18 protein-coding genes are annotated in these 18,940 nt (G+C 60.2%); 12 read left to right on the top strand and 6 right to left on the bottom strand.

Annotation, left to right across the window (positions count from 1 at the left end; all coding sequences use genetic code 11):
- Window positions 1-4: 4 nt before the first annotated feature.
- The 5 genes from lepB (at window position 5) to pdxJ (ending at window position 4,342) form a co-directional block, all read left to right on the top strand.
- Window positions 5-859: a signal peptidase I gene (gene lepB / locus FFH90_RS25365; RefSeq protein WP_018927091.1), complete on the top strand. Its 855-nt coding sequence runs from the start codon at window positions 5-7 to the stop codon at window positions 857-859.
- Between the two features lie 184 nt (window positions 860-1,043).
- Window positions 1,044-1,733 (top strand): ribonuclease III, encoded by a 690-nt coding sequence (gene rnc, locus FFH90_RS25360; protein ID WP_018927089.1) that lies wholly within the window; start codon window positions 1,044-1,046, stop codon window positions 1,731-1,733.
- Window positions 1,726-2,628, top strand: a complete 903-nt coding sequence (era, locus tag FFH90_RS25355; protein WP_111454305.1) for a GTPase Era — start codon at window positions 1,726-1,728, stop codon at window positions 2,626-2,628. Before rnc ends, era begins: the two co-directional genes overlap by 8 nt.
- A gap of 230 nt (window positions 2,629-2,858) precedes the next feature.
- The gene (gene recO / locus FFH90_RS25350; RefSeq protein WP_018927087.1) at window positions 2,859-3,548 is read left to right on the top strand and encodes a DNA repair protein RecO; all 690 of its coding nucleotides are present in this window, start codon (window positions 2,859-2,861) and stop codon (window positions 3,546-3,548) included.
- Between the two features lie 50 nt (window positions 3,549-3,598).
- The gene (gene pdxJ, locus FFH90_RS25345) at window positions 3,599-4,342 is read left to right on the top strand and encodes a pyridoxine 5'-phosphate synthase (RefSeq protein ID WP_138866278.1); all 744 of its coding nucleotides are present in this window, start codon (window positions 3,599-3,601) and stop codon (window positions 4,340-4,342) included.
- Window positions 4,343-4,407: 65 nt separating this feature from the next.
- Here the strand turns inward: pdxJ and mltF are convergent, their stop codons facing one another.
- The gene (mltF, locus tag FFH90_RS25340) at window positions 4,408-5,868 is read right to left on the bottom strand and encodes a membrane-bound lytic murein transglycosylase MltF (RefSeq protein ID WP_018927086.1); all 1,461 of its coding nucleotides are present in this window, start codon (window positions 5,866-5,868) and stop codon (window positions 4,408-4,410) included.
- 274 nt (window positions 5,869-6,142) lie between these two features.
- Between mltF and purL the strand changes: the two genes are divergently transcribed.
- Entirely contained in the window at window positions 6,143-10,039 is a 3,897-nt protein-coding gene (gene purL, locus FFH90_RS25335) for a phosphoribosylformylglycinamidine synthase (RefSeq protein ID WP_018927085.1), read from the top strand.
- A 19-nt stretch (window positions 10,040-10,058) separates the two neighbouring features.
- On the top strand, window positions 10,059-10,370 hold the full coding sequence (locus tag FFH90_RS25330; protein ID WP_018927084.1) for a YqfO family protein: 312 nt from the start codon (window positions 10,059-10,061) through the stop codon (window positions 10,368-10,370).
- 185 nt (window positions 10,371-10,555) lie between these two features.
- On the opposite strand, the gene FFH90_RS25325 is transcribed toward FFH90_RS25330, so the two are convergent.
- Together FFH90_RS25325 and FFH90_RS25320 are read right to left on the bottom strand one after the other, a co-directional pair.
- Window positions 10,556-11,059 (bottom strand): murein L,D-transpeptidase family protein, encoded by a 504-nt coding sequence (locus FFH90_RS25325; protein ID WP_086944740.1) that lies wholly within the window; start codon window positions 11,057-11,059, stop codon window positions 10,556-10,558.
- Window positions 11,060-11,125: 66 nt separating this feature from the next.
- A complete protein-coding gene (locus FFH90_RS25320) occupies window positions 11,126-11,677 on the bottom strand; it encodes an NUDIX hydrolase (RefSeq protein WP_086944741.1) in 552 nt (183 codons plus the stop codon).
- 146 nt (window positions 11,678-11,823) lie between these two features.
- Between FFH90_RS25320 and FFH90_RS25310 the strand changes: the two genes are divergently transcribed.
- The 5 genes from FFH90_RS25310 (at window position 11,824) to purT (ending at window position 15,189) form a co-directional block, all read left to right on the top strand.
- Window positions 11,824-12,423 (top strand): CoA pyrophosphatase, encoded by a 600-nt coding sequence (locus FFH90_RS25310; RefSeq protein WP_018927081.1) that lies wholly within the window; start codon window positions 11,824-11,826, stop codon window positions 12,421-12,423.
- 68 nt (window positions 12,424-12,491) lie between these two features.
- Complete coding sequence (locus FFH90_RS25305; protein ID WP_007936184.1) at window positions 12,492-13,016, top strand: gamma carbonic anhydrase family protein; 525 nt, start codon at window positions 12,492-12,494, stop codon at window positions 13,014-13,016.
- A complete protein-coding gene (locus tag FFH90_RS25300) occupies window positions 13,013-13,234 on the top strand; it encodes a DUF1289 domain-containing protein (RefSeq protein WP_018927080.1) in 222 nt (73 codons plus the stop codon). Before FFH90_RS25305 ends, FFH90_RS25300 begins: the two co-directional genes overlap by 4 nt.
- Window positions 13,235-13,449: 215 nt before the next feature.
- Window positions 13,450-13,917 carry a VUT family protein gene (locus FFH90_RS25295; protein ID WP_138866276.1) on the top strand — a complete coding sequence of 156 codons (468 nt, stop codon included), beginning with the start codon at window positions 13,450-13,452 and terminating at the stop codon, window positions 13,915-13,917.
- A gap of 90 nt (window positions 13,918-14,007) precedes the next feature.
- On the top strand, window positions 14,008-15,189 hold the full coding sequence (gene purT / locus FFH90_RS25290) for a formate-dependent phosphoribosylglycinamide formyltransferase (protein ID WP_018927078.1): 1,182 nt from the start codon (window positions 14,008-14,010) through the stop codon (window positions 15,187-15,189).
- A gap of 113 nt (window positions 15,190-15,302) precedes the next feature.
- Here the strand turns inward: purT and FFH90_RS25285 are convergent, their stop codons facing one another.
- From FFH90_RS25285 to FFH90_RS25275, 3 genes are all read right to left on the bottom strand, one after another.
- On the bottom strand, window positions 15,303-16,619 hold the full coding sequence (locus FFH90_RS25285) for an MFS transporter (RefSeq protein ID WP_019581065.1): 1,317 nt from the start codon (window positions 16,617-16,619) through the stop codon (window positions 15,303-15,305).
- Window positions 16,620-16,871: 252 nt separating this feature from the next.
- A complete protein-coding gene (locus FFH90_RS25280) occupies window positions 16,872-18,104 on the bottom strand; it encodes a transporter associated domain-containing protein (RefSeq protein WP_138866275.1) in 1,233 nt (410 codons plus the stop codon).
- Window positions 18,105-18,116: 12 nt separating this feature from the next.
- Complete coding sequence (locus tag FFH90_RS25275) at window positions 18,117-18,929, bottom strand: inner membrane protein YpjD (protein ID WP_018927074.1); 813 nt, start codon at window positions 18,927-18,929, stop codon at window positions 18,117-18,119.
- Window positions 18,930-18,940: the final 11 nt, after the last annotated feature.

Raw genomic sequence — 18,940 nt, 5'->3', positions numbered from 1 at the left:
TCCTATGTCACTAAATTTCCCGCTGTTGCTGGTCATCGCCGTGTTCGTCTGCGGCCTGTTGGCGTTGCTCGATCTGCTGTTCCTGGCGCCACGGCGCCGGGCTGCCATCAACTCCTATCAGGGGAGCGTCAGCCAGGCTGACATGGTAGTGATCGAGAAACTGAACAAAGAGCCGCTGCTGGTCGAATACGGCAAGTCGTTCTTCCCGGTGTTGTTCATCGTGCTGGTGCTGCGTTCGTTCCTGGTGGAACCGTTCCAGATTCCTTCCGGCTCGATGAAACCAACCCTGGATGTCGGTGACTTCATTCTGGTGAACAAGTTTTCTTACGGGATCCGCTTGCCGGTGATCGACAAGAAAGTCATCGAAGTCGGTGATCCGCAGCGCGGCGATGTGATGGTGTTCCGCTACCCGAGCGACCCGAACGTCAACTACATCAAGCGTGTAGTGGGCCTGCCGGGCGATCAGATTCGCTACACCGCCGACAAGCGCCTGTTCGTCAACGGTGAGTCGATTGCCGAACAACTGGTCGGCTCCGAGCCGGGCACGTTGGGTAGCGCCGAGCTCTACAAGGAAAAACTTGGCGCCGCCGAGCACCTGATCCGCAAGGAAATGAGCCGCTACCGCGCAACGCCGGACCATTCGTGGACCGTGCCGGCCGGGCACTACTTCATGATGGGCGACAACCGCGACAACTCGAACGACAGTCGCTACTGGGATGATCCGAGCATTCCCAAGGATCTGCTGGGCATGGTTCCCGACAAGAATATCGTCGGCAAGGCCTTCGCAGTCTGGATGAGCTGGCCGGAACCCAAACTCGGTCACCTGCCGAATTTCTCGCGGGTTGGTCTGATCAAGTAATCACACACGGCGCTGTTGAACACAGCGCCGAATGCATTTCTGGAGTCGGCACAATCGGCGACAGGAGCATGAAAACAACGATATTCAGGACGTTATTTTTGAACACAGCGTTAATTGTCCCAAGCCTGCGCCGCATCAAGGCCCTGGCGGTGGAATCCAACCACGAACTCAGCGTGGGTAAACCGTGAGCGTCTCCTTAAGCCGTCTCGAGCGTCAGCTCGGTTACACCTTCAAGGATCAGGAACTGATGGTCCTGGCCCTGACTCACCGCAGTTTTGCCGGGCGCAACAACGAACGCCTGGAATTCCTCGGCGATGCCATCCTCAATTTCGTCGCCGGCGAGGCGCTGTTCGATCGCTTCCCGCTGGCCCGTGAAGGCCAGTTGTCGCGTTTGCGCGCACGCTTGGTGAAAGGTGAGACTCTGGCCGTACTGGCCCGTGGTTTCGACTTGGGCGAATACCTGCGCCTGGGCTCCGGTGAATTGAAAAGCGGCGGTTTCCGTCGCGAGTCGATTCTGGCCGATGCCCTCGAAGCGCTGATCGGTGCGATCTACCTGGACGCCGGCATGGAGGTGGCGCGCGAACGCGTGCTGGCCTGGCTGGCTGGAGAGTTCGAAGGCCTGACGCTGGTCGACACCAACAAAGATCCGAAAACCCGCCTGCAGGAATTCCTGCAGTCCCGTGGTTGTGAGCTGCCGCGTTACGAAGTGGTGGATATCCAGGGTGAGCCGCATTGCCGGACGTTCTTCGTCGAATGTGAAATCATCTTACTGAATGAAAAAAGCCGAGGTCAGGGTGTGAGTCGTCGTATTGCCGAACAGGTAGCGGCCGCCGCAGCACTGATTGCCCTGGGTGTGGAGAATGGCAATGACTGATTCAATCGCAACTCGCTGTGGCTATGTTGCCATCGTCGGCCGTCCCAACGTGGGCAAGTCCACGCTGCTGAACCACATTCTGGGTCAGAAACTGGCGATCACCTCACGCAAGCCGCAGACCACCCGCCACAACATGCTGGGCATCAAGACCGAAGGCGACGTTCAGGCGATCTACGTCGACACCCCGGGTATGCACAAGGGCGGCGAAAAGGCCCTGAACCGTTACATGAACAAGACCGCTTCGGCGGCGTTGAAAGACGTCGACGTGGTGATCTTCGTGGTTGACCGTACCAAGTGGACCGACGAAGACCAGATGGTCCTCGAGCGCGTTCAGTACGTGACCGGTCCGCTGATCGTGGCGCTGAACAAGACCGACCGCATCGAAGACAAATCCGAGCTGATGCCGCACCTGACCTGGTTGCAGGAACAGCTGCCGAACGCGCAGATCATGCCGATCTCGGCCCAGCACGGGCACAACCTTGACACGCTGGAGCGAGTGATCGCCGAGCACCTGCCGGAAAACGATCACTTCTTCCCGGAAGATCAGATCACCGACCGCAGCAGCCGCTTCCTTGCGGCGGAACTGGTACGCGAAAAAATCATGCGTCAGATGGGCGCCGAGCTGCCGTACCAGATCACCGTGGAAATCGAAGAGTTCAAGCAGCAGGGCAAAACCCTGCACATTCACGCTTTGATCCTCGTTGAACGTGACGGTCAGAAGAAAATCATCATTGGCGACAAGGGCGAGCGCATCAAGCGCATCGGCACCGAAGCGCGCAAGGACATGGAGCTGCTGTTCGACTCCAAGATCATGCTCAATCTGTGGGTCAAGGTGAAAGGTGGCTGGTCTGACGACGAGCGCGCCTTGCGTTCGCTGGGTTACGGCGACCTGTAAATCGTCCAGCAGCACATCGATTCAATTGTAGGAGCGAGCTTTTGTGGCGAGGGAGCTTGCTCCCGTTCGGCCGATCCGCGCCCGGGCGAAGCAGTCGTAAATCCTGGCATCGCGGTTTTACCTGAAACACTGAGGTGCATGGTTTTGGGGCCGCTTCGCAGTCCAGCGGGACGGTGCGGCGTTCCGACAAGCTCCCTCGCCACAGTGGATCTCCAGAGATTCGGAAACTGATGTCATCCAGCCCGCCCATCGGCCAACCCGCCTACGTGCTCCATTCCCGCGCCTACCGCGAAAGCAGTGCGCTGGTGGATTTCCTCACGCCGCAAGGTCGGCTGCGGGCGGTGTTGCGCAGTGCGCGGGGCAAGGCCGGGACGTTGGCGCGGCCGTTCGTGCCGCTGGAAGTCGAGTTCCGTGGCCGGGGCGAACTGAAGAATGTCGGCCGCATGGAAAGCGCCGGCGTTTCCACCTGGCTCAATGGCGAAGCGCTGTTCAGTGGTCTCTACCTCAACGAATTGCTGATCCGCTTGCTGCCCGCCGAAGATCCTCATCCCGCGGTTTTCGATCACTACGCCGCGACCTTGCTTGCCCTGGCCGAAGGTCGACCACTGGAACCATTGCTGCGCTCCTTCGAATGGCGACTGCTCGATGATCTCGGTTATGGCTTCGCGCTGAATACCGACATCCATGGCGACCCCATTGCGCCGGACGGTCTCTACCGCTTGCAGGTGGATGCGGGTCTGGAGCGGGTTTACTTGTTGCAACCAGGCCTGTTCAACGGTACCGAACTGCTGGCCATGGCCGATGCCGACTGGTCCGCGCCCGGTGCGCTGTCCGCCGCCAAGCGCTTGATGCGTCAGGCGTTGGCCGTTCACTTGGGTGGGCGTCCATTGGTTAGTCGTGAGTTGTTTCGAAAGCCGTAGTCTCCCCGTATGCTGTGCACCGAACTTCCCCCTTCTTCAGGAGCGCTTCCGTGACCACCAGCAATCGCATTCTTCTTGGCGTGAACATCGACCACGTTGCCACCCTGCGTCAGGCCCGGGGTACTCGTTACCCGGATCCGGTCAAGGCAGCGCTGGACGCGGAAGAGGCGGGCGCTGACGGCATCACCGTGCACCTGCGTGAAGACCGCCGGCACATTCAGGAGCGCGATGTCCTGCTGCTCAAGGACGTGCTGCAAACCCGCATGAATTTCGAAATGGGCGTCACCGAAGAAATGATGGCGTTCGCCGAGCGTATCCGCCCGGCGCACGTTTGCCTGGTGCCGGAAACCCGTCAGGAACTGACCACTGAAGGCGGTCTGGACGTAGCGGGGCAGGAAGCGCGGATCAAGGCGGCGGTGGATCGCCTGGCGAAGATTGGCTGCGAAGTGTCGCTGTTCATCGACGCTGACGAGCGGCAGATTGAGGCGTCCCGCCGTGTCGGCGCGCCGGCCATTGAATTGCACACCGGGCGTTACGCGGACGCCGAGACGCCAACCGAAGTTGCTGAAGAGCTCAAGCGTGTGGCCGATGGCGTGGCATTCGGTCTGGCCCAAGGCCTGATCGTCAACGCCGGCCACGGTTTGCACTATCACAACGTCGAGGCTGTTGCGGCAATCAAGGGCATCAACGAACTGAACATCGGCCATGCGCTGGTGGCCCATGCATTGTTCGTCGGGTTCAAGTCGGCAGTGTCGGAGATGAAGGCGCTGATTCTGGCGGCTGCAAAAGCTTAAAGCCAAACACAAAACAGTGTGGGAATGAGCAGGCTCGCTCCCACAATTTTGATGGGTGGTGGCTATTAGAGCGGTGGGGTTTCCTGGCTCGGCTTGGTCTTGTCGACCCCCGGCACATGCAGGTTGCCCTCGGCGACCTGGGTGCCTTCGAGCTGCGGCTGCGTGACCCACGTCAGGATGTCGTAGTAGCGACGGATGTTCGCCACGAAATGCACCGGTTCGCCGCCACGGGCGTAGCCATAACGAGTCTTGCTGTACCACTGCTTCTGCGAAAGGCGGGGCAGTATTTTCTTCACGTCCAGCCATTTGTCCGGATTCAACCCTTCCTTGGCCGCCAGTTTGCGCGCGTCATCCAGGTGACCGCTGCCCACGTTGTAGGCGGCCAGCGCGAACCACGTACGATCCGGCTCCTGGATCGACTCGTCCAGTTGATCCTTCATGTAGACCAGGTATTTCGCGCCGCCCATGATGCTCTGCTTGGGGTCTAGGCGATTGGAAACGCCCATGGCTTGCGCCGTGTTCTGGGTCAGCATCATCAATCCGCGCACGCCGGTCTTGGACGTGACCGCCGCTTGCCACAGCGATTCCTGATAACCGATTGCCGCCAGCAGGCGCCAGTCGACTTTTTCTTTCTTGGCGGACGCCTTGAAGTGCTGTTCGTATTTGGGCAGTCGTTGCTGCAAGTGCTGGGCGAAGGTGGTGGCGCCCATATAGCCGAGTACGTCGACATGCCCGTAGTAGCGGTCTTTGAGGCGTTGCAGGGTGCCGTTTTGCTTTACTTTGTCGAGGTAGGTGTTGATTTCGTTGAGCAGGCTGTTGTCATCGCCGGCGGCCACGGCCCAGCTCTGGTTGCTGGCATCACCGAGGTCGAAGGCGACCCGCACGTTGGGGAAGTAGACCTGGTTCATCGCCACTTCGTTGGAGTCGACCAGGGTCAGGTCGATCTGACCTTCGTCGACCATGCGCAGCAGATCGACGACTTCAACCGCGTCGGACTCTTCGTATTCAATGCCGGGATATTTCTTTTTCAGCTCTGCCAATTGCTCGGCGTGGGTGCTGCCCTTGAGCACGATGATCTTCTTGCCGACCAGATCGCCTGCGTCGGTCGGCCGCGACTGGCCGTTGCGATAGATGATCTGCGGGGTGACTTCGAGGTAGGAATGGGAAAACCGCACCTGCTTTTTGCGGTCCTCGCTGCTGACCAGGCCGGCAGCGGCCAGCACCGGGCCATTTGGCTTGCCCACCTGATTGAACAGGTCGTCGAGATTGTCGGCGGTTTCGATCTTGAGTTCGACCCCCAGATCGTCGGCGAAGCGCTTCACCAGCTCGTATTCGAAGCCGGTTTCACCATTGCGATCCTGAAAGTAGGTGGCGGGGCTGTTCCGGGTAACCACCCGCAGCACGCCATCCTCCTTTACGCGCTCCAGCGTGTTGGGTTTATCAACACAGCCACTGAGCATCAGGAAGAGTCCGGTTGCGATCAGCCATTTGGCGTACCGCGGACGCAAAGCCGTTGGGAAAAACATCTGCGCAGTATACGCAAAGGACCACGAGCGCCATATCTCGACAGAGAAGGGCTTGTCTGCTAGGGCTTCAAAAACCCGCTTGGAGCCCGCAGGAATGGGCCCGAACAGCATTTTATGACAGAAAAAATAACCCCCGGCGCGCACCTGTTCAGGGCCCGAATACCCGGCCCGACGTTCGGGTGCAACCGCGTGTACCGTTTCGGGTGATGTCGCGGGCGGTTTAGGCTAGAATGCACGGCCTCAAAGCACACCCCTTCCCGAGGCTGTCCCGAAGATGTTGATCCTGCGCGGCGCTCCTGCCCTTTCTGCCTTTCGCCACAGCAAACTCCTTGAGCAACTGAGCCAGAAGGTTCCAGCTGTCAGCGGCTTGTATGCTGAATTCGCTCACTTCGCCGAAGTTACCGGCGTCCTGACCGGCGACGAACAGCAGGTGCTCGCGCGCCTTCTGAAGTACGGCCCTAGCGTTCCGGTACAAGAGCCCACTGGTCGTCTGTTCCTGGTATTGCCGCGTTTCGGCACCATTTCGCCGTGGTCCAGTAAAGCCAGCGATATCGCTCGCAACTGCGGCCTGACCAAGATCCAGCGCCTGGAGCGCGGCATCGCGTTCTATGTCGCCGGCCAGTTCAGCGACGCCGAAGCGCAGCTGATCGCAGACGCGCTGCACGACCGCATGACCCAGATCGTGCTGGGCAACCTCGAACAAGCCTCCGGCCTGTTCAGCCACGCCGAACCCAAGCCCCTGACCGCGATCGACGTGCTGGGTGGCGGCCGCGCCGCGCTGGAAAAAGCCAACACCGAGCTGGGCCTGGCCCTGGCCGAAGACGAAATCGACTACCTGGTCAACGCCTTCCTTGGTTTGAAGCGCAACCCGCACGACATCGAACTGATGATGTTCGCCCAGGCGAACTCCGAGCACTGCCGTCACAAGATCTTCAACGCCAGTTGGGACATCGACGGTCAGAGCCAGGAAAAAAGCCTGTTCGGCATGATCAAGAACACCTACCAGATGCATAGCGAAGGTGTTCTGTCGGCTTATAAGGACAACGCCTCGGTCATCGTCGGTTCCGTGGCCGGTCGTTTCTTCCCGGACCCTGAAACCCGCCAGTACGGCGCGGTGCAGGAACCGGTGCACATCCTGATGAAAGTCGAAACGCACAACCACCCGACTGCGATTGCCCCGTTCCCGGGCGCATCCACCGGTAGTGGCGGCGAGATTCGCGACGAAGGCGCCACCGGTCGCGGCGCCAAGCCAAAGGCTGGCTTGACCGGTTTCACCGTGTCGAACCTGCAGATCCCGGGCTTCGAACAGCCGTGGGAAGTGCCGTATGGCAAACCCGAGCGCATCGTTACCGCGCTGGACATCATGATCGAAGGCCCGTTGGGCGGCGCTGCATTCAACAATGAATTCGGCCGTCCGGCGCTGACCGGTTACTTCCGTACCTTCGAACAGTCGATCACCACCCCTCATGGTGACGAAGTTCGCGGTTACCACAAGCCGATCATGCTGGCTGGCGGCATGGGCAACATCCGTGAAGAACACGTCAAGAAAGGCGAAATCGTCGTTGGCTCCAAGCTGATCGTGCTTGGCGGCCCGGCGATGCTGATCGGTCTGGGTGGCGGCGCGGCTTCCTCCATGGCCACCGGCACCAGCTCGGCAGACCTGGACTTCGCTTCCGTACAACGTGAAAACCCAGAGATGGAGCGTCGTTGCCAGGAAGTCATCGACCGTTGCTGGCAACTGGGCGACAAAAACCCGATCAGCTTCATCCACGACGTCGGTGCGGGTGGTCTGTCCAACGCCTTCCCGGAACTGGTCAACGATGGCGACCGCGGTGGCCGTTTCGAACTGCGCAACATTCCAAACGACGAGCCGGGCATGGCCCCGCACGAAATCTGGAGTAACGAATCCCAGGAGCGCTACGTTCTGGCAGTCGGCCCGGCGGACTTCGAACGCTTCAAGGCGATCTGCGAGCGTGAGCGTTGCCCATTCGCGGTAGTCGGCGAAGCCACTGCCGAGCCGCAACTGACCGTGACCGACAGCCACTTCGGCAACAGCCCGGTGGACATGCCGCTCGAAGTGCTGCTGGGCAAAGCCCCGCGCATGCACCGTTCGGTGGTTCGTGAAAACGAGCTGGGCGACGATTTCGATCCGTCGACCCTCGACATCGCCAACTGCGTCGAGCGCGTCCTGCATCACCCGGCCGTGGCCAGCAAAAGCTTCCTGATCACCATCGGCGACCGCACCATCACCGGCCTCGTGGCCCGTGACCAGATGGTCGGCCCGTGGCAGGTTCCGGTGGCCGACGTTGCCGTTACCGCCACCAGCTTCGACGTTTATACCGGTGAAGCCATGGCCATGGGCGAGCGCACTCCGCTGGCTCTGCTGGACGCTCCGGCGTCGGGCCGCATGGCCATCGGCGAAACCCTGACCAACATCGCCGCCTCGCGCATCGCCAAGATCTCCGACATCAAACTGTCGGCGAACTGGATGTCCGCTGCCGGTCACCCAGGTGAAGACGCACGTCTGTATGACACCGTGAAAGCGGTCGGCATGGAACTGTGCCCTGAGCTGGGCATCACCATTCCGGTGGGCAAGGACTCCATGTCCATGGCCACTCGCTGGAACGACGAAGGTGTCGATAAGGCGGTCACTTCGCCGATGTCGCTGATCGTGACCGGTTTCGCGCCAGTGGCTGACATCCGTCAGACCCTGACCCCGCAACTGCGCATGGACAAGGGCACCACCGACCTGATCCTGATCGACCTCGGTCGCGGCCAGAACCGCATGGGTGCCTCGATCCTCGCTCAGGTTCACGGCAAGCTCGGCAAACAGGCACCGGACGTCGATGACGCCGAAGACCTGAAAGCCTTCTTCGCAGTGATCCAGGGCCTCAACGCCGACGGTCACCTGCTGGCTTACCACGACCGTTCCGACGGTGGTCTGTTGACCAGCGTGGTGGAAATGGCGTTTGCCGGCCACTGCGGCCTGAGCCTGAACCTCGACGGTCTGGCAGAGACTTCCGCCGATATCGCCGCGATCCTGTTCAACGAAGAACTGGGCGCTGTGATCCAGGTTCGCCAGGACGCCACCGCGGATATCCTCGCGCAGTTCAGCGCTGCTGGCCTGGGCGACTGCGTATCGGTGATCGGTCAGCCGATGAACAACGGCGAGATCAGCATCACGTTTAACGGCGATACCGTATTCGAAGGTCAGCGTCGTCTGCTGCAACGTCAGTGGGCTGAAACCAGCTACCAGATCCAGCGTCTGCGTGATAACGCCGACTGCGCCGAACAAGAGTTCGACGTGCTGCTGGAAGAAGACAACCCGGGCCTGAGCGTCAAGCTCAGCTATGACGTCAACCAGGACGTCGCCGCGCCTTACATCAAGAAAGGCATTCGCCCACAGGTTGCCGTGCTGCGTGAGCAGGGCGTCAACGGTCAGGTGGAAATGGCGGCCGCGTTCGACCGTGCCGGTTTCAACGCGATCGACGTGCACATGAGCGACATCCTGGCTGGCCGTGTCGACCTGAACGACTTCAAGGGCATGGTCGCTTGCGGCGGTTTCTCCTACGGCGACGTACTGGGGGCCGGCGAAGGCTGGGCCAAGTCCGCGCTGTTCAACAGTCGCGCTCGCGATGCCTTCCAGGGCTTCTTCGAACGTACCGACAGCTTCACCCTCGGCGTGTGCAACGGTTGCCAGATGATGTCCAACCTGCACGAGCTGATCCCGGGCAGCGAGTTCTGGCCGCACTTCGTGCGTAACCGTTCCGAGCAGTTCGAAGCTCGCGTGGCCATGGTTCAGATCCAGGAGTCGAACTCGATCTTCCTGCAGGGCATGGCCGGTTCGCGCATGCCGATCGCCATCGCCCACGGTGAAGGCCATGCCGAATTCGCCAGCGAAGAAGCGTTGCTGCAAGCCGATCTGTCGGGTTGTGTGGCGATGCGTTTCGTCGACAACCACGGCAAGGTCACCGAGAAATACCCGGCCAACCCGAACGGCTCGCCGCGCGGTATCACCGGTTTGACCAGCCGCGACGGTCGCGTGACCATCATGATGCCGCACCCGGAGCGTGTGTTCCGCGCGGTGCAGAACTCGTGGCGTTCGGAAGACTGGAACGAAGACGCACCTTGGATGCGTATGTTCCGTAACGCTCGCGTCTGGGTGAACTAAGAGCGGGGAGCTGATTGCCGTGTACAAGCTCTGCTTTTTTGTTCCGGCCAGTCATGTTGAAGTGGTCAAAAGCGCTGTATTCGCCGCCGGTGGCGGGCGGATCGGGGCTTATGACCACTGTGCGTGGCAGGTGTTTGGCTTGGGTCAGTTTCGTCCGCTGGAGGGCAGTCAGCCGTTCATTGGTGAAGCTGGGCAGGTCGAGCAGGTTGAGGAATGGAAGGTTGAGCTTGTGGTCAGCGATGAGTTGATCCGGGCGGTGGTGGTGGCTCTGAAAGAGAGTCATCCCTATGAGACGCCGGCTTACGAGGTATGGCGGTTAGAGGATTTTTGATTCTCTGGCCGCTGCAATGAGAAACCCGCTGATTCTTCAGCGGGTTTTTTATTGCTCGGGATTTAACCTCTGACCTGATCCGTGATCTTCTGATATATTTTTTCGAAGCCGACTGAAGGTAGCAGCCAGAACACACTTGATCATTCCCACGCTCTGCGTGGGAATGATCATTATGGGGGGGGAAGTTACGGGCGGATTTCGATCATCGTGCCGTCCGGTACCAGACCCCAGACTTCACGCATGTCCATGTTGCGCATGGCGATGCAGCCATCGGTCCAGTCCAGCGTGTGGAACAGGTTTTCCGGGTTCTCTTCGGTGTCTGGAGTACCGTGGATCATGATCATGCCGCCAGGCTCGACGCCTTCGCGCCGGGCGCGGGCGGAGTCGCTGATGTTGGGGTAGGAGATGTGCATCGCCAGGTTGAAACGTTCGCTGGTCTTGCGCCAGTCCAGCCAGTAAAGGCCTTCGGGGGTGCGTTTATCACCTTCCATCAGTTTTGGGCCGATGGGGCGTTTGCCCAGGGAAATGCGATAGGTCTTGAACGGCTTGCCGTCGTTGATCAACTGCAACTGATGGGCAGATTTGAGGACCAGAACTTTTTCGATGACTTTGCCGTCCGGGGCGGCCGCGACGGAAGCCTGGGAGACTGCGACGAACGATAAGCAAAACAGGGCAAGCAACCAGCGCATTGAAACGATATCCCTAAGAGGTGTCGCGACTATTTTATTTATAGATGGTTTTTTACTAACAAGTGCTTAGATGATGGCAGGCTGAGCGAGTGGCGGGATCGATTCGGACCGCACGGGGTAGACCTCGGTCCGCCGGTCAGCGAAGAAGCATTCTAATGTACGGCCGACCGTGCGGAAAGCCAGTTCGCCCCAAGGAATGTCGGCCTCTTCGAACAGCTGCACTTCCAGGCTCTCGGGGCCTGCGCGAAAATCCAGATCCACAAGCTCGGCGCGAAAGAACACATGCACCTGACTGATGTGCGGCACATCGATCAGCGTATAGATGCTCAGGTTGCGTACCCGGGCGCAAGCTTCTTCGGCGGTCTCGCGAATGGCGGCCTGTTCGATGGTCTCACCGTTTTCCATGAAACCGGCGGGCAGGGTCCAATAACCGAGCCGTGGCTCGATGGCGCGACGGCACAGCAATACCTTCGAACCCCAGGTCGGCACGCAACCGGCGACGATATTGGGGTTCTGGTAATGAATGGTATGACAGCTGTCGCAGACAAAACGCAGGCGCGAATCGCCTTCGGGAATGCGCTGGGTTACCGGGTTGCCGCATTGACTGCAATATTTCATGCTTGGGTTCCTGAATGCTGCGCCTATCTTGGCGTGCAGCGGTGTCGGTCGGCAAGTTGTCGTTTCGCGACATGAGGCTTTTCGGGGGTTGGGCGGCCGGTGCGATTGGTGCATGATGCAGGGTAAGGCACAGATCGAGAAGACTCATGCTGGACGAGCTACTGCACCGGGTAAGCAATCACACACCGCGTACGCTGGAAACCGATCGACGTTTCCCCGAAGCCGCGGTATTGGTGCCCATCACGCGCAGTGACGAACCTGAACTGGTCCTGACCCTTCGCGCCAGCGGGCTCTCGACCCATGGCGGTGAAGTCGCTTTTCCCGGCGGTCGACGCGACCCTGAAGACCCTGATCTGATCTTTACCGCTCTGCGCGAGGCCGAAGAAGAAATCGGCCTGCCGCCGGGGCTGGTCGAAGTGATCGGCCCACTGAGCCCGCTGATCTCCCTGCACGGCATCAAGGTCACGCCCTATGTCGGCGTGATTCCGGATTTCGTCGAATACCTGGCCAACGATGCCGAGATCGCCGCAGTGTTCAGCGTGCCTCTGGAATTCTTCCGCAAGGACCCGCGCGAGCACACCCACCGCATCGACTATCAGGGCCACAGTTGGTATGTGCCGAGCTATCGTTATGGCGAGTACAAGATCTGGGGGTTGACGGCGATCATGATCGTCGAGTTGATCAACCTGCTCTATGACGCGAAAATCAGCCTGCATCAACCGCCCAAGAGTTTTATCAACACCTGAAGCCATCGCTCGTATGGCGTGAATCCTGCTTTTCGCTAGTGAGCCAGCCTGGTCGTGAGGACAACAAGATGAAATACCGCCTGGGCGACGCCCGCGTCGAGACCCACCCGCAGAGCTGGGTCGCACCCAATGCCGTGCTGGTGGGCAAGGTCAAACTGGAAGAGGGCGCCAACGTCTGGTTCAACGCCGTGTTGCGTGGCGACAACGAATTGATCCTGATCGGCAAGAACAGCAACGTGCAGGACGGCACCGTGATGCACACCGACATGGGCTATCCGCTGACCATCGGTACCGGCGTGACCATCGGTCACAATGCCATGCTCCACGGCTGCACGGTGGGCGATTACAGTCTGATCGGCATCAACGCAGTGATCCTCAACGGCGCGAAAATCGGCAAGAACTGCATCATCGGCGCCAACTCGCTGATCGGTGAAGGCAAGGAAATTCCGGACGGCTCGCTGGTCATGGGCTCGCCGGGCAAGGTGGTACGCGAACTGACCGAGCCGCAGAAGAAGATGCTCGAAGCCAGCGCCGCGCACTATGTGCACAACTCGCAGCGTTATGCCCGCGATCTGGTCGAGCAGGAACAATGAGCACACCTGAACGTGAGCGACCGGTCCCGTCGCCGTGCGTGAACATTTGTGCGCTGGATGAAGATGACATTTGCACCGGGTGTCAACGCACGGTGGAAGAGATCACCCGCTGGAGCCGGATGGACAACGAGGAGCGGCGCAAGGTGCTGGGGTTGTGTCATGAGCGGGCGAAATCGAGTGGGCTGATCTGGATGTTGCCTTCCAAATCCGATTCCTGATTTTTTGTGGTAGCGCGGCTTTTGTGGCGAAGGGGCTTGCCCCCGTTGCGTTGCGAAGCGGCGCTAAACCTGCGACTTCATTCTTTCAGGCGTACGGCGTTTGCTGATTTCACGACTGCTGCGCAGCCGAACGGGGGCAAGCCCCCTCGCCACAGGTTATCTGTGCGCTGAAGATGAAGTACCCTGTGCACAAAATTGACAGGTATCTCCCGTCCATGCTCTTCCTGATCGCCTACATCAGCAGCGTCGTGCTGATCAATTACGCCTTTTCCACCGCCCCGCACCTGGACATCATCTGGTCGGCCTGGGGTGGCCTGGTGTTCGTGCTGCGCGACATGGTGCAAACCCGCTTCGGCCATGGCGCGATCGCGGCGATGCTGGTGGCGCTGGGGCTGTCTTACGTTACCTCCGATCCCTCAATTGCTCTCGCCAGTGCCGCGGCGTTCGCCGTGTCCGAGTGCATCGACTGGCTGGTGTTCAGCCTCACCAAGCGCCCGTTGCACGATCGCCTGTGGATAAGTTCGGCCCTGAGCATCCCGCTGGACACCTTCATCTTCTTCGGCATGATCGATGCGCTCACACCGGGCGTGATCTTCACTGCGCTGGGTTCGAAGTTCGCGGGCGTCACCGTGGTCTGGTTGGCCATGGCCTGGCGCCTGCGCAAACAGGCTGTCGTCAGCTGAAGCCAAACCCTCAGGTTCATGTAAAATGCCGCGCTTTCTCCCCATGGGAAGCGCGCTTCCCTCGATGATCCGCTCCTTTGAGGACCTGAGATGACCCGTATCGGAACTCCATTGTCGCCAACCGCGACCCGCGTATTGATGTGTGGCTGTGGTGAGTTGGGCAAGGAAGTGGTGATCGAGCTGCAACGCCTGGGCGTTGAAGTGATTGCCGTGGATCGCTACGCCAATGCGCCGGCCATGCAAGTCGCCCATCGCAGCCATGTGATCAATATGCTCGACGGTGCCGCCCTGCGTGCGGTGATCGAAGCCGAGAAACCGCACTTCATCGTGCCGGAAATCGAAGCCATCGCCACCGCGACCCTGGTGGAGCTGGAGTCCGAAGGCTTCACCGTGATCCCGACTGCCCGCGCCGCACAGTTGACCATGAACCGCGAAGGCATCCGTCGCCTGGCCGCTGAAGAGCTGGACCTGCCGACATCGCCGTACCACTTCGCCGACACCTTCGAGGACTACCGTAAGGCAGTCGAAGACCTGGGCTTCCCGTGTGTGGTCAAACCGGTCATGAGTTCCTCGGGCAAGGGCCAGAGCCTGCTGCGCAGCGTCGATGACGTGCAGAAAGCCTGGGATTACGCTCAAGAAGGCGGCCGCGCCGGTAAAGGCCGCGTGATCATCGAAGGCTTCATCGACTTCGACTACGAAATCACTCTGCTGACTGTGCGTCACGTCGGCGGCACTACGTTCTGTGCGCCTGTCGGTCACCGTCAGGAGAAGGGCGACTACCAGGAATCCTGGCAGCCACAAGCCATGAGCCCGGTTGCTTTGGCCGAATCCGAGCGCGTCGCCAAAGCGGTCACCGAAGCCTTGGGCGGTCGTGGCCTGTTTGGCGTCGAGTTGTTCATCAAGGGTGATCAGGTGTGGTTCAGCGAAGTCTCGCCGCGCCCGCATGACACCGGTCTGGTGACCCTGATTTCCCAGGACCTGTCGCAGTTCGCACTGCACGCACGGGCGATCCTGGGCCTGCCGATTCCACTGATCCGTCAGTTCGGCCCATCGGCGTCGGCGGTGATTCTGGTGGAAGGGCAGTCGACTCAGACCGCTTTTGCCAACCTGGGTGCAGCGTTGAGCGAGCCGGATACTGCGTTGCGTCTGTTCGGCAAGCCTGAAGTCAATGGCCAGCGGCGGATGGGGGTTGCGTTGGCTCGCGACGAGTCTATCGAAGCTGCTCGTGCAAAAGCGACCCGTGCTGCTCAGGCTGTTGTAGTCGAGCTGTAAACCGAGGCGCGGCATTCGCGGGCAAGCCTCGCTCCTACAGGGATCACGTCAAGACGCAAGTGCGTTCGACAAATGACCCGTAGGAGCGAGGCTTGCCCGCGAAGCTTTTGGCTTCAGGCAACCCGATTCAAATCGTTATTGCGTGTCTCCTTCAGGCACAGCACTGCGATTAAGCTTAGTACTGCCGCCCCCGACACATACCCGCCGACATAACTCAAGCCACCCATCGCCACCAGTTTCTGCGCAAAGAACGGTGCCGCCGAGGCGCCGACAATACCGCCCAGGTTGTAAGCCGCCGATGCGCCGGTATAGCGCACGTGGGTCGGAAACAGCTCCGGCAGCAGCGCGCCCATCGGCGCAAACGTCACGCCCATCAGAAACAGTTCTATGCACAGGAACAACGCCACGCCCCAGGTCGAGCCATGGGTCAGCAGCGGTTCCATCAAGAATCCGGACAGAATCGCCAGCACGCCGCCGATGATCAGCACCGGCTTACGCCCGAAACGGTCGCTGGCCCAGGCCGACAGCGGTGTTGCGGCCGCCATGAACAGCACCGCGAAACACAGCAGGGCGAGAAAGGTTTCCCGGGTGTAGCCAAGCGTCGACACACCGTAACTCAGCGAAAACACTGTCGAGATGTAAAACAGTGCATAGCACACCACCATCGACCCGGCGCCCAGCAGCATCGGTGCCCAGTATTGGCTGAACAGCTCGACCAGCGGAATCTTCACCCGCTCCTGGCGAGCCACGGCGTTGGCGAACACCGGGGTTTCGTGGAGCTTGAGGCGTACGTACAAGCCGACCATCACCAGCGCGGCACTGAGCAGGAACGGAATCCGCCAGCCCCAAGAACGGAACTGCTCGTCGTTCAGGCTCATGGCCAGGGTCAGGAACAGGCCGTTGGCCGCCAGAAACCCGATCGATGGGCCGAGTTGTGGAAACATGCCGAACCAGGCGCGCTTGCCTTTGGGCGCGTTCTCCGTGGCCAGCAATGCGGCGCCGCCCCATTCACCGCCAAGCCCCAGGCCCTGGCCGAAGCGCAGCACGCAAAGCAGGATCGGCGCCCAGGCGCCAATACTGTCGTAACCCGGCAGTACGCCGATCAGCGTGGTGCACACGCCCATCAGCAGCAAGGACGCAACCAGTGTCGATTTTCGCCCGATACGGTCACCGAAATGGCCGAACAGCGCCGAACCCAACGGCCGCGCAAGGAAAGCGATACCGAAGGTGAGGAATGCCGACAGCATCTGTGCGGTGCCGGAGGTTTGCGGAAAGAACACCGGGCCGATCACTAATGCTGCGGCGGTGGCATAGACGTAGAAGTCGTAGAACTCGATGGCCGTGCCGATGAAACTCGCGGTAGCCACGCGGGTGGCGGAGTTTGTCGGTTGGGCAGGCGCGGTGTCGCTGAACGTTGTGCTGGTCGTCATGTCGTTATCCCTGACAGTCATGTGCCCCAGTGGAGCGAATTATTATGGTCGAATACCCAGGGATGTGGGTTGAGGATCGGTCGCTGTTCAAGGTAGGAACAGTCGCCGCAGTGGTACGGATGGTGTCGAAGATCTGGCCGGAACCTGCTGCATGCGGGGTAAGCATGTGGTTCGGTGGGAGGCTTGGGTAAGCCGGCTCGATTATAGGAAGGTGGCTAACTATCGAACAAGAGGGGCGGTTGTTTTAACCCGTTAACGGATAAGCGCAGGCGCTGAGCTGGTATGCCAGATCAGCACGCGCGTGACGCGATTTTCTTCAGTCTCCACAATCTCCAGCCGGTATCGTCCGATCTTCAGGCACACCGCACTGTCCGGAATCGTCTCCAACGCCTCGGTCACCAAGCCGTTTAGGGTTTTCGGACCATCGCTGGGCAAATGCCAGCCGAGGCTCTTGTTCAGCTCGCGGATGGACGCTGCGCCATCAATCACCAGTCGGCCATCGGCCTGCGGGTGAATGTGCGGGTTATCCAGGCTGTGCTGGCTTTCGAACTCTCCGACGATTTCTTCGAGAATATCTTCCAGGGTCACGATACCCAGTACTTCCCCGTACTCGTCGACCACCATGCCCAAGCGCCGCTGCTGCTTGTGGAAATTCAGCAATTGCAGTTGCAACGGTGTGCTTTCCGGCACGAAGTACGGTTCGTGACTGGCCGCCAGCAGCGCTTCCACAGTCAGGCTTGAATCCGGCAACAAATGACGGATCTGCCGGGTGTTGAGCACCGCTTCGACCTGGTTGATGTCGCTGTGGAATACCGGCAGGCGGGTGCGCCTGTTGTGGCGCAGTTGCTCGATGATTTCTTCGAGGGGGTCGTCCAGGTTGATCCCGTCGACGTCGCTGCGTGGCACCAGAATATCGTTGACCGTGATGTTATCCAGTGCGTGGATACCTGACAGTGGGCGATAGGCCGCGTGTTCGTGATCGTCGTGCCGATCTGCCGGTGTCTCGTCTTCGCTTTGCTGCACCACGTTGATTTTGCGGGCGAATGGCCGCATCAGCAGTTGGCTGATGCCATTGAGTAGCCATGCGGCGGGATAGACGATTTTCAGCGGTATGCCGAGCAGTGTGTTGCCCAAGGCCAGGACGGCATCCGGATAGCGTGCGGCGAGGGCGCGTGGCAGGTAGTCGGCGAACACCAGCAACATTGCGCCGGCACCGAGGCAGGCAATCCAGGGGCCGTTTTGCGCCCAGGTGAAAATCGCCAGCAAGGTGCTGATGACCACCACCAGCGCGCGGCACAAGGTGTTGCAGAGGATCAGGCTGTTGAGCGGGAAGCTCAGCTTGGCCACGGGTTTGTCGCTGGAACGCGAGGCCGTGCGCTGGGCCAGTAATTGCTGTTGCGCAACTTCGATGGCGGTAAACAGCCCCGACCATAAAATCAGCAGGGCCAGCACCGCGAGCATCGGTCCTATGGGCAAGTCGTCCATTAATGCCGCCCGTCAGATGTGCAGAATGTATTCGCGGACCAGTTTGCTGCCGAAATACGCCAGCATCAGCAGGCAGAAACCGGCAAGGGTCCAGCGGATGGCTTTGTGTCCGCGCCAGCCGAGACGGTTGCGCCCCCAGAGCAGCACGCTGAACACGATCCAGGCCAGGCACGCCAGCAGGGTTTTATGCACCAGGTGCTGGGCGAACAGGTTCTCGACGAACAGCCAGCCGGAAATCAGCGACAACGACAGCAGGCTCCAGCCGGCCCAGAGGAAACCGAACAGCAGGCTTTCCATGGTTTGCAGCGGCGGGAAGTTCTTGATCAGCCCGGACGGATGCTTGTGCTTGAGCTGATGGTCCTGAACCAGCAGCAGCAAGGCCTGGAACACCGCGATGGTGAACATGCCGTAAGCGAGGATCGACAAGAGAATGTGGGCGAGAATGCCTGGCTCTTCGTCGATGACCTGCACCGTGCCGGCGGGGGCGAACTGTGCCAGCAACACTGTTGCGGCGCCCAGCGGGAACAGCAATACAAGCAGGTTTTCCACTGGAATCCGTGAGCAGGCCAGCAGGGTCAGGGCGATGACCGCTGCGGCAATCAGGCTGGCGGCGCTGAAAAAGTCCAGGGCCAGGCCGACCGGAGTCAGCAGATAGCTGATCAGGCTGGCGCTGTGGGCCAGCACGGCCAGTACGCCGAGCGTGACCAGCAGGCGTTTGTTCGCCTTGGCACCGGTGGCCAGGCGAGTGCCTTGATAGAAGGTCGCAGCGGCATATAAGCAGGCGGCGGCGAGGGTGGTAAGCAAGCTGGGTGACAAGGGGAGCATAAATCCTGTTA

Origin of the sequence: Pseudomonas sp. ATCC 43928, assembly GCF_005938665.2 — a bacterium.
GTDB lineage: Bacteria > Pseudomonadota > Gammaproteobacteria > Pseudomonadales > Pseudomonadaceae > Aquipseudomonas.
The sequence above is the reverse complement of the archived record's forward strand: the minus strand, read 5'-3'. Positions and strand labels throughout refer to the sequence as shown.

Coding starts and splice junctions, on each gene's coding strand:
- FFH90_RS25325 (WP_086944740.1), bottom strand. CDS start 11,059: ATGCGCTGGTTGCTTGCCCTGTTTTGCTTATCGTTCGTCGCAGTCTCC.
- FFH90_RS25295 (WP_138866276.1), top strand. CDS start 13,450: ATGCTCTTCCTGATCGCCTACATCAGCAGCGTCGTGCTGATCAATTAC.
- recO (WP_018927087.1), top strand. CDS start 2,859: ATGTCATCCAGCCCGCCCATCGGCCAACCCGCCTACGTGCTCCATTCC.
- FFH90_RS25310 (WP_018927081.1), top strand. CDS start 11,824: ATGCTGGACGAGCTACTGCACCGGGTAAGCAATCACACACCGCGTACG.
- FFH90_RS25275 (WP_018927074.1), bottom strand. CDS start 18,929: ATGCTCCCCTTGTCACCCAGCTTGCTTACCACCCTCGCCGCCGCCTGC.
- mltF (WP_018927086.1), bottom strand. CDS start 5,868: ATGTTTTTCCCAACGGCTTTGCGTCCGCGGTACGCCAAATGGCTGATC.
- FFH90_RS25280 (WP_138866275.1), bottom strand. CDS start 18,104: ATGGACGACTTGCCCATAGGACCGATGCTCGCGGTGCTGGCCCTGCTG.
- FFH90_RS25305 (WP_007936184.1), top strand. CDS start 12,492: ATGAAATACCGCCTGGGCGACGCCCGCGTCGAGACCCACCCGCAGAGC.
- era (WP_111454305.1), top strand. CDS start 1,726: ATGACTGATTCAATCGCAACTCGCTGTGGCTATGTTGCCATCGTCGGC.
- purL (WP_018927085.1), top strand. CDS start 6,143: ATGTTGATCCTGCGCGGCGCTCCTGCCCTTTCTGCCTTTCGCCACAGC.
- purT (WP_018927078.1), top strand. CDS start 14,008: ATGACCCGTATCGGAACTCCATTGTCGCCAACCGCGACCCGCGTATTG.
- FFH90_RS25300 (WP_018927080.1), top strand. CDS start 13,013: ATGAGCACACCTGAACGTGAGCGACCGGTCCCGTCGCCGTGCGTGAAC.
- FFH90_RS25285 (WP_019581065.1), bottom strand. CDS start 16,619: ATGACGACCAGCACAACGTTCAGCGACACCGCGCCTGCCCAACCGACA.
- FFH90_RS25320 (WP_086944741.1), bottom strand. CDS start 11,677: ATGAAATATTGCAGTCAATGCGGCAACCCGGTAACCCAGCGCATTCCC.
- lepB (WP_018927091.1), top strand. CDS start 5: ATGTCACTAAATTTCCCGCTGTTGCTGGTCATCGCCGTGTTCGTCTGC.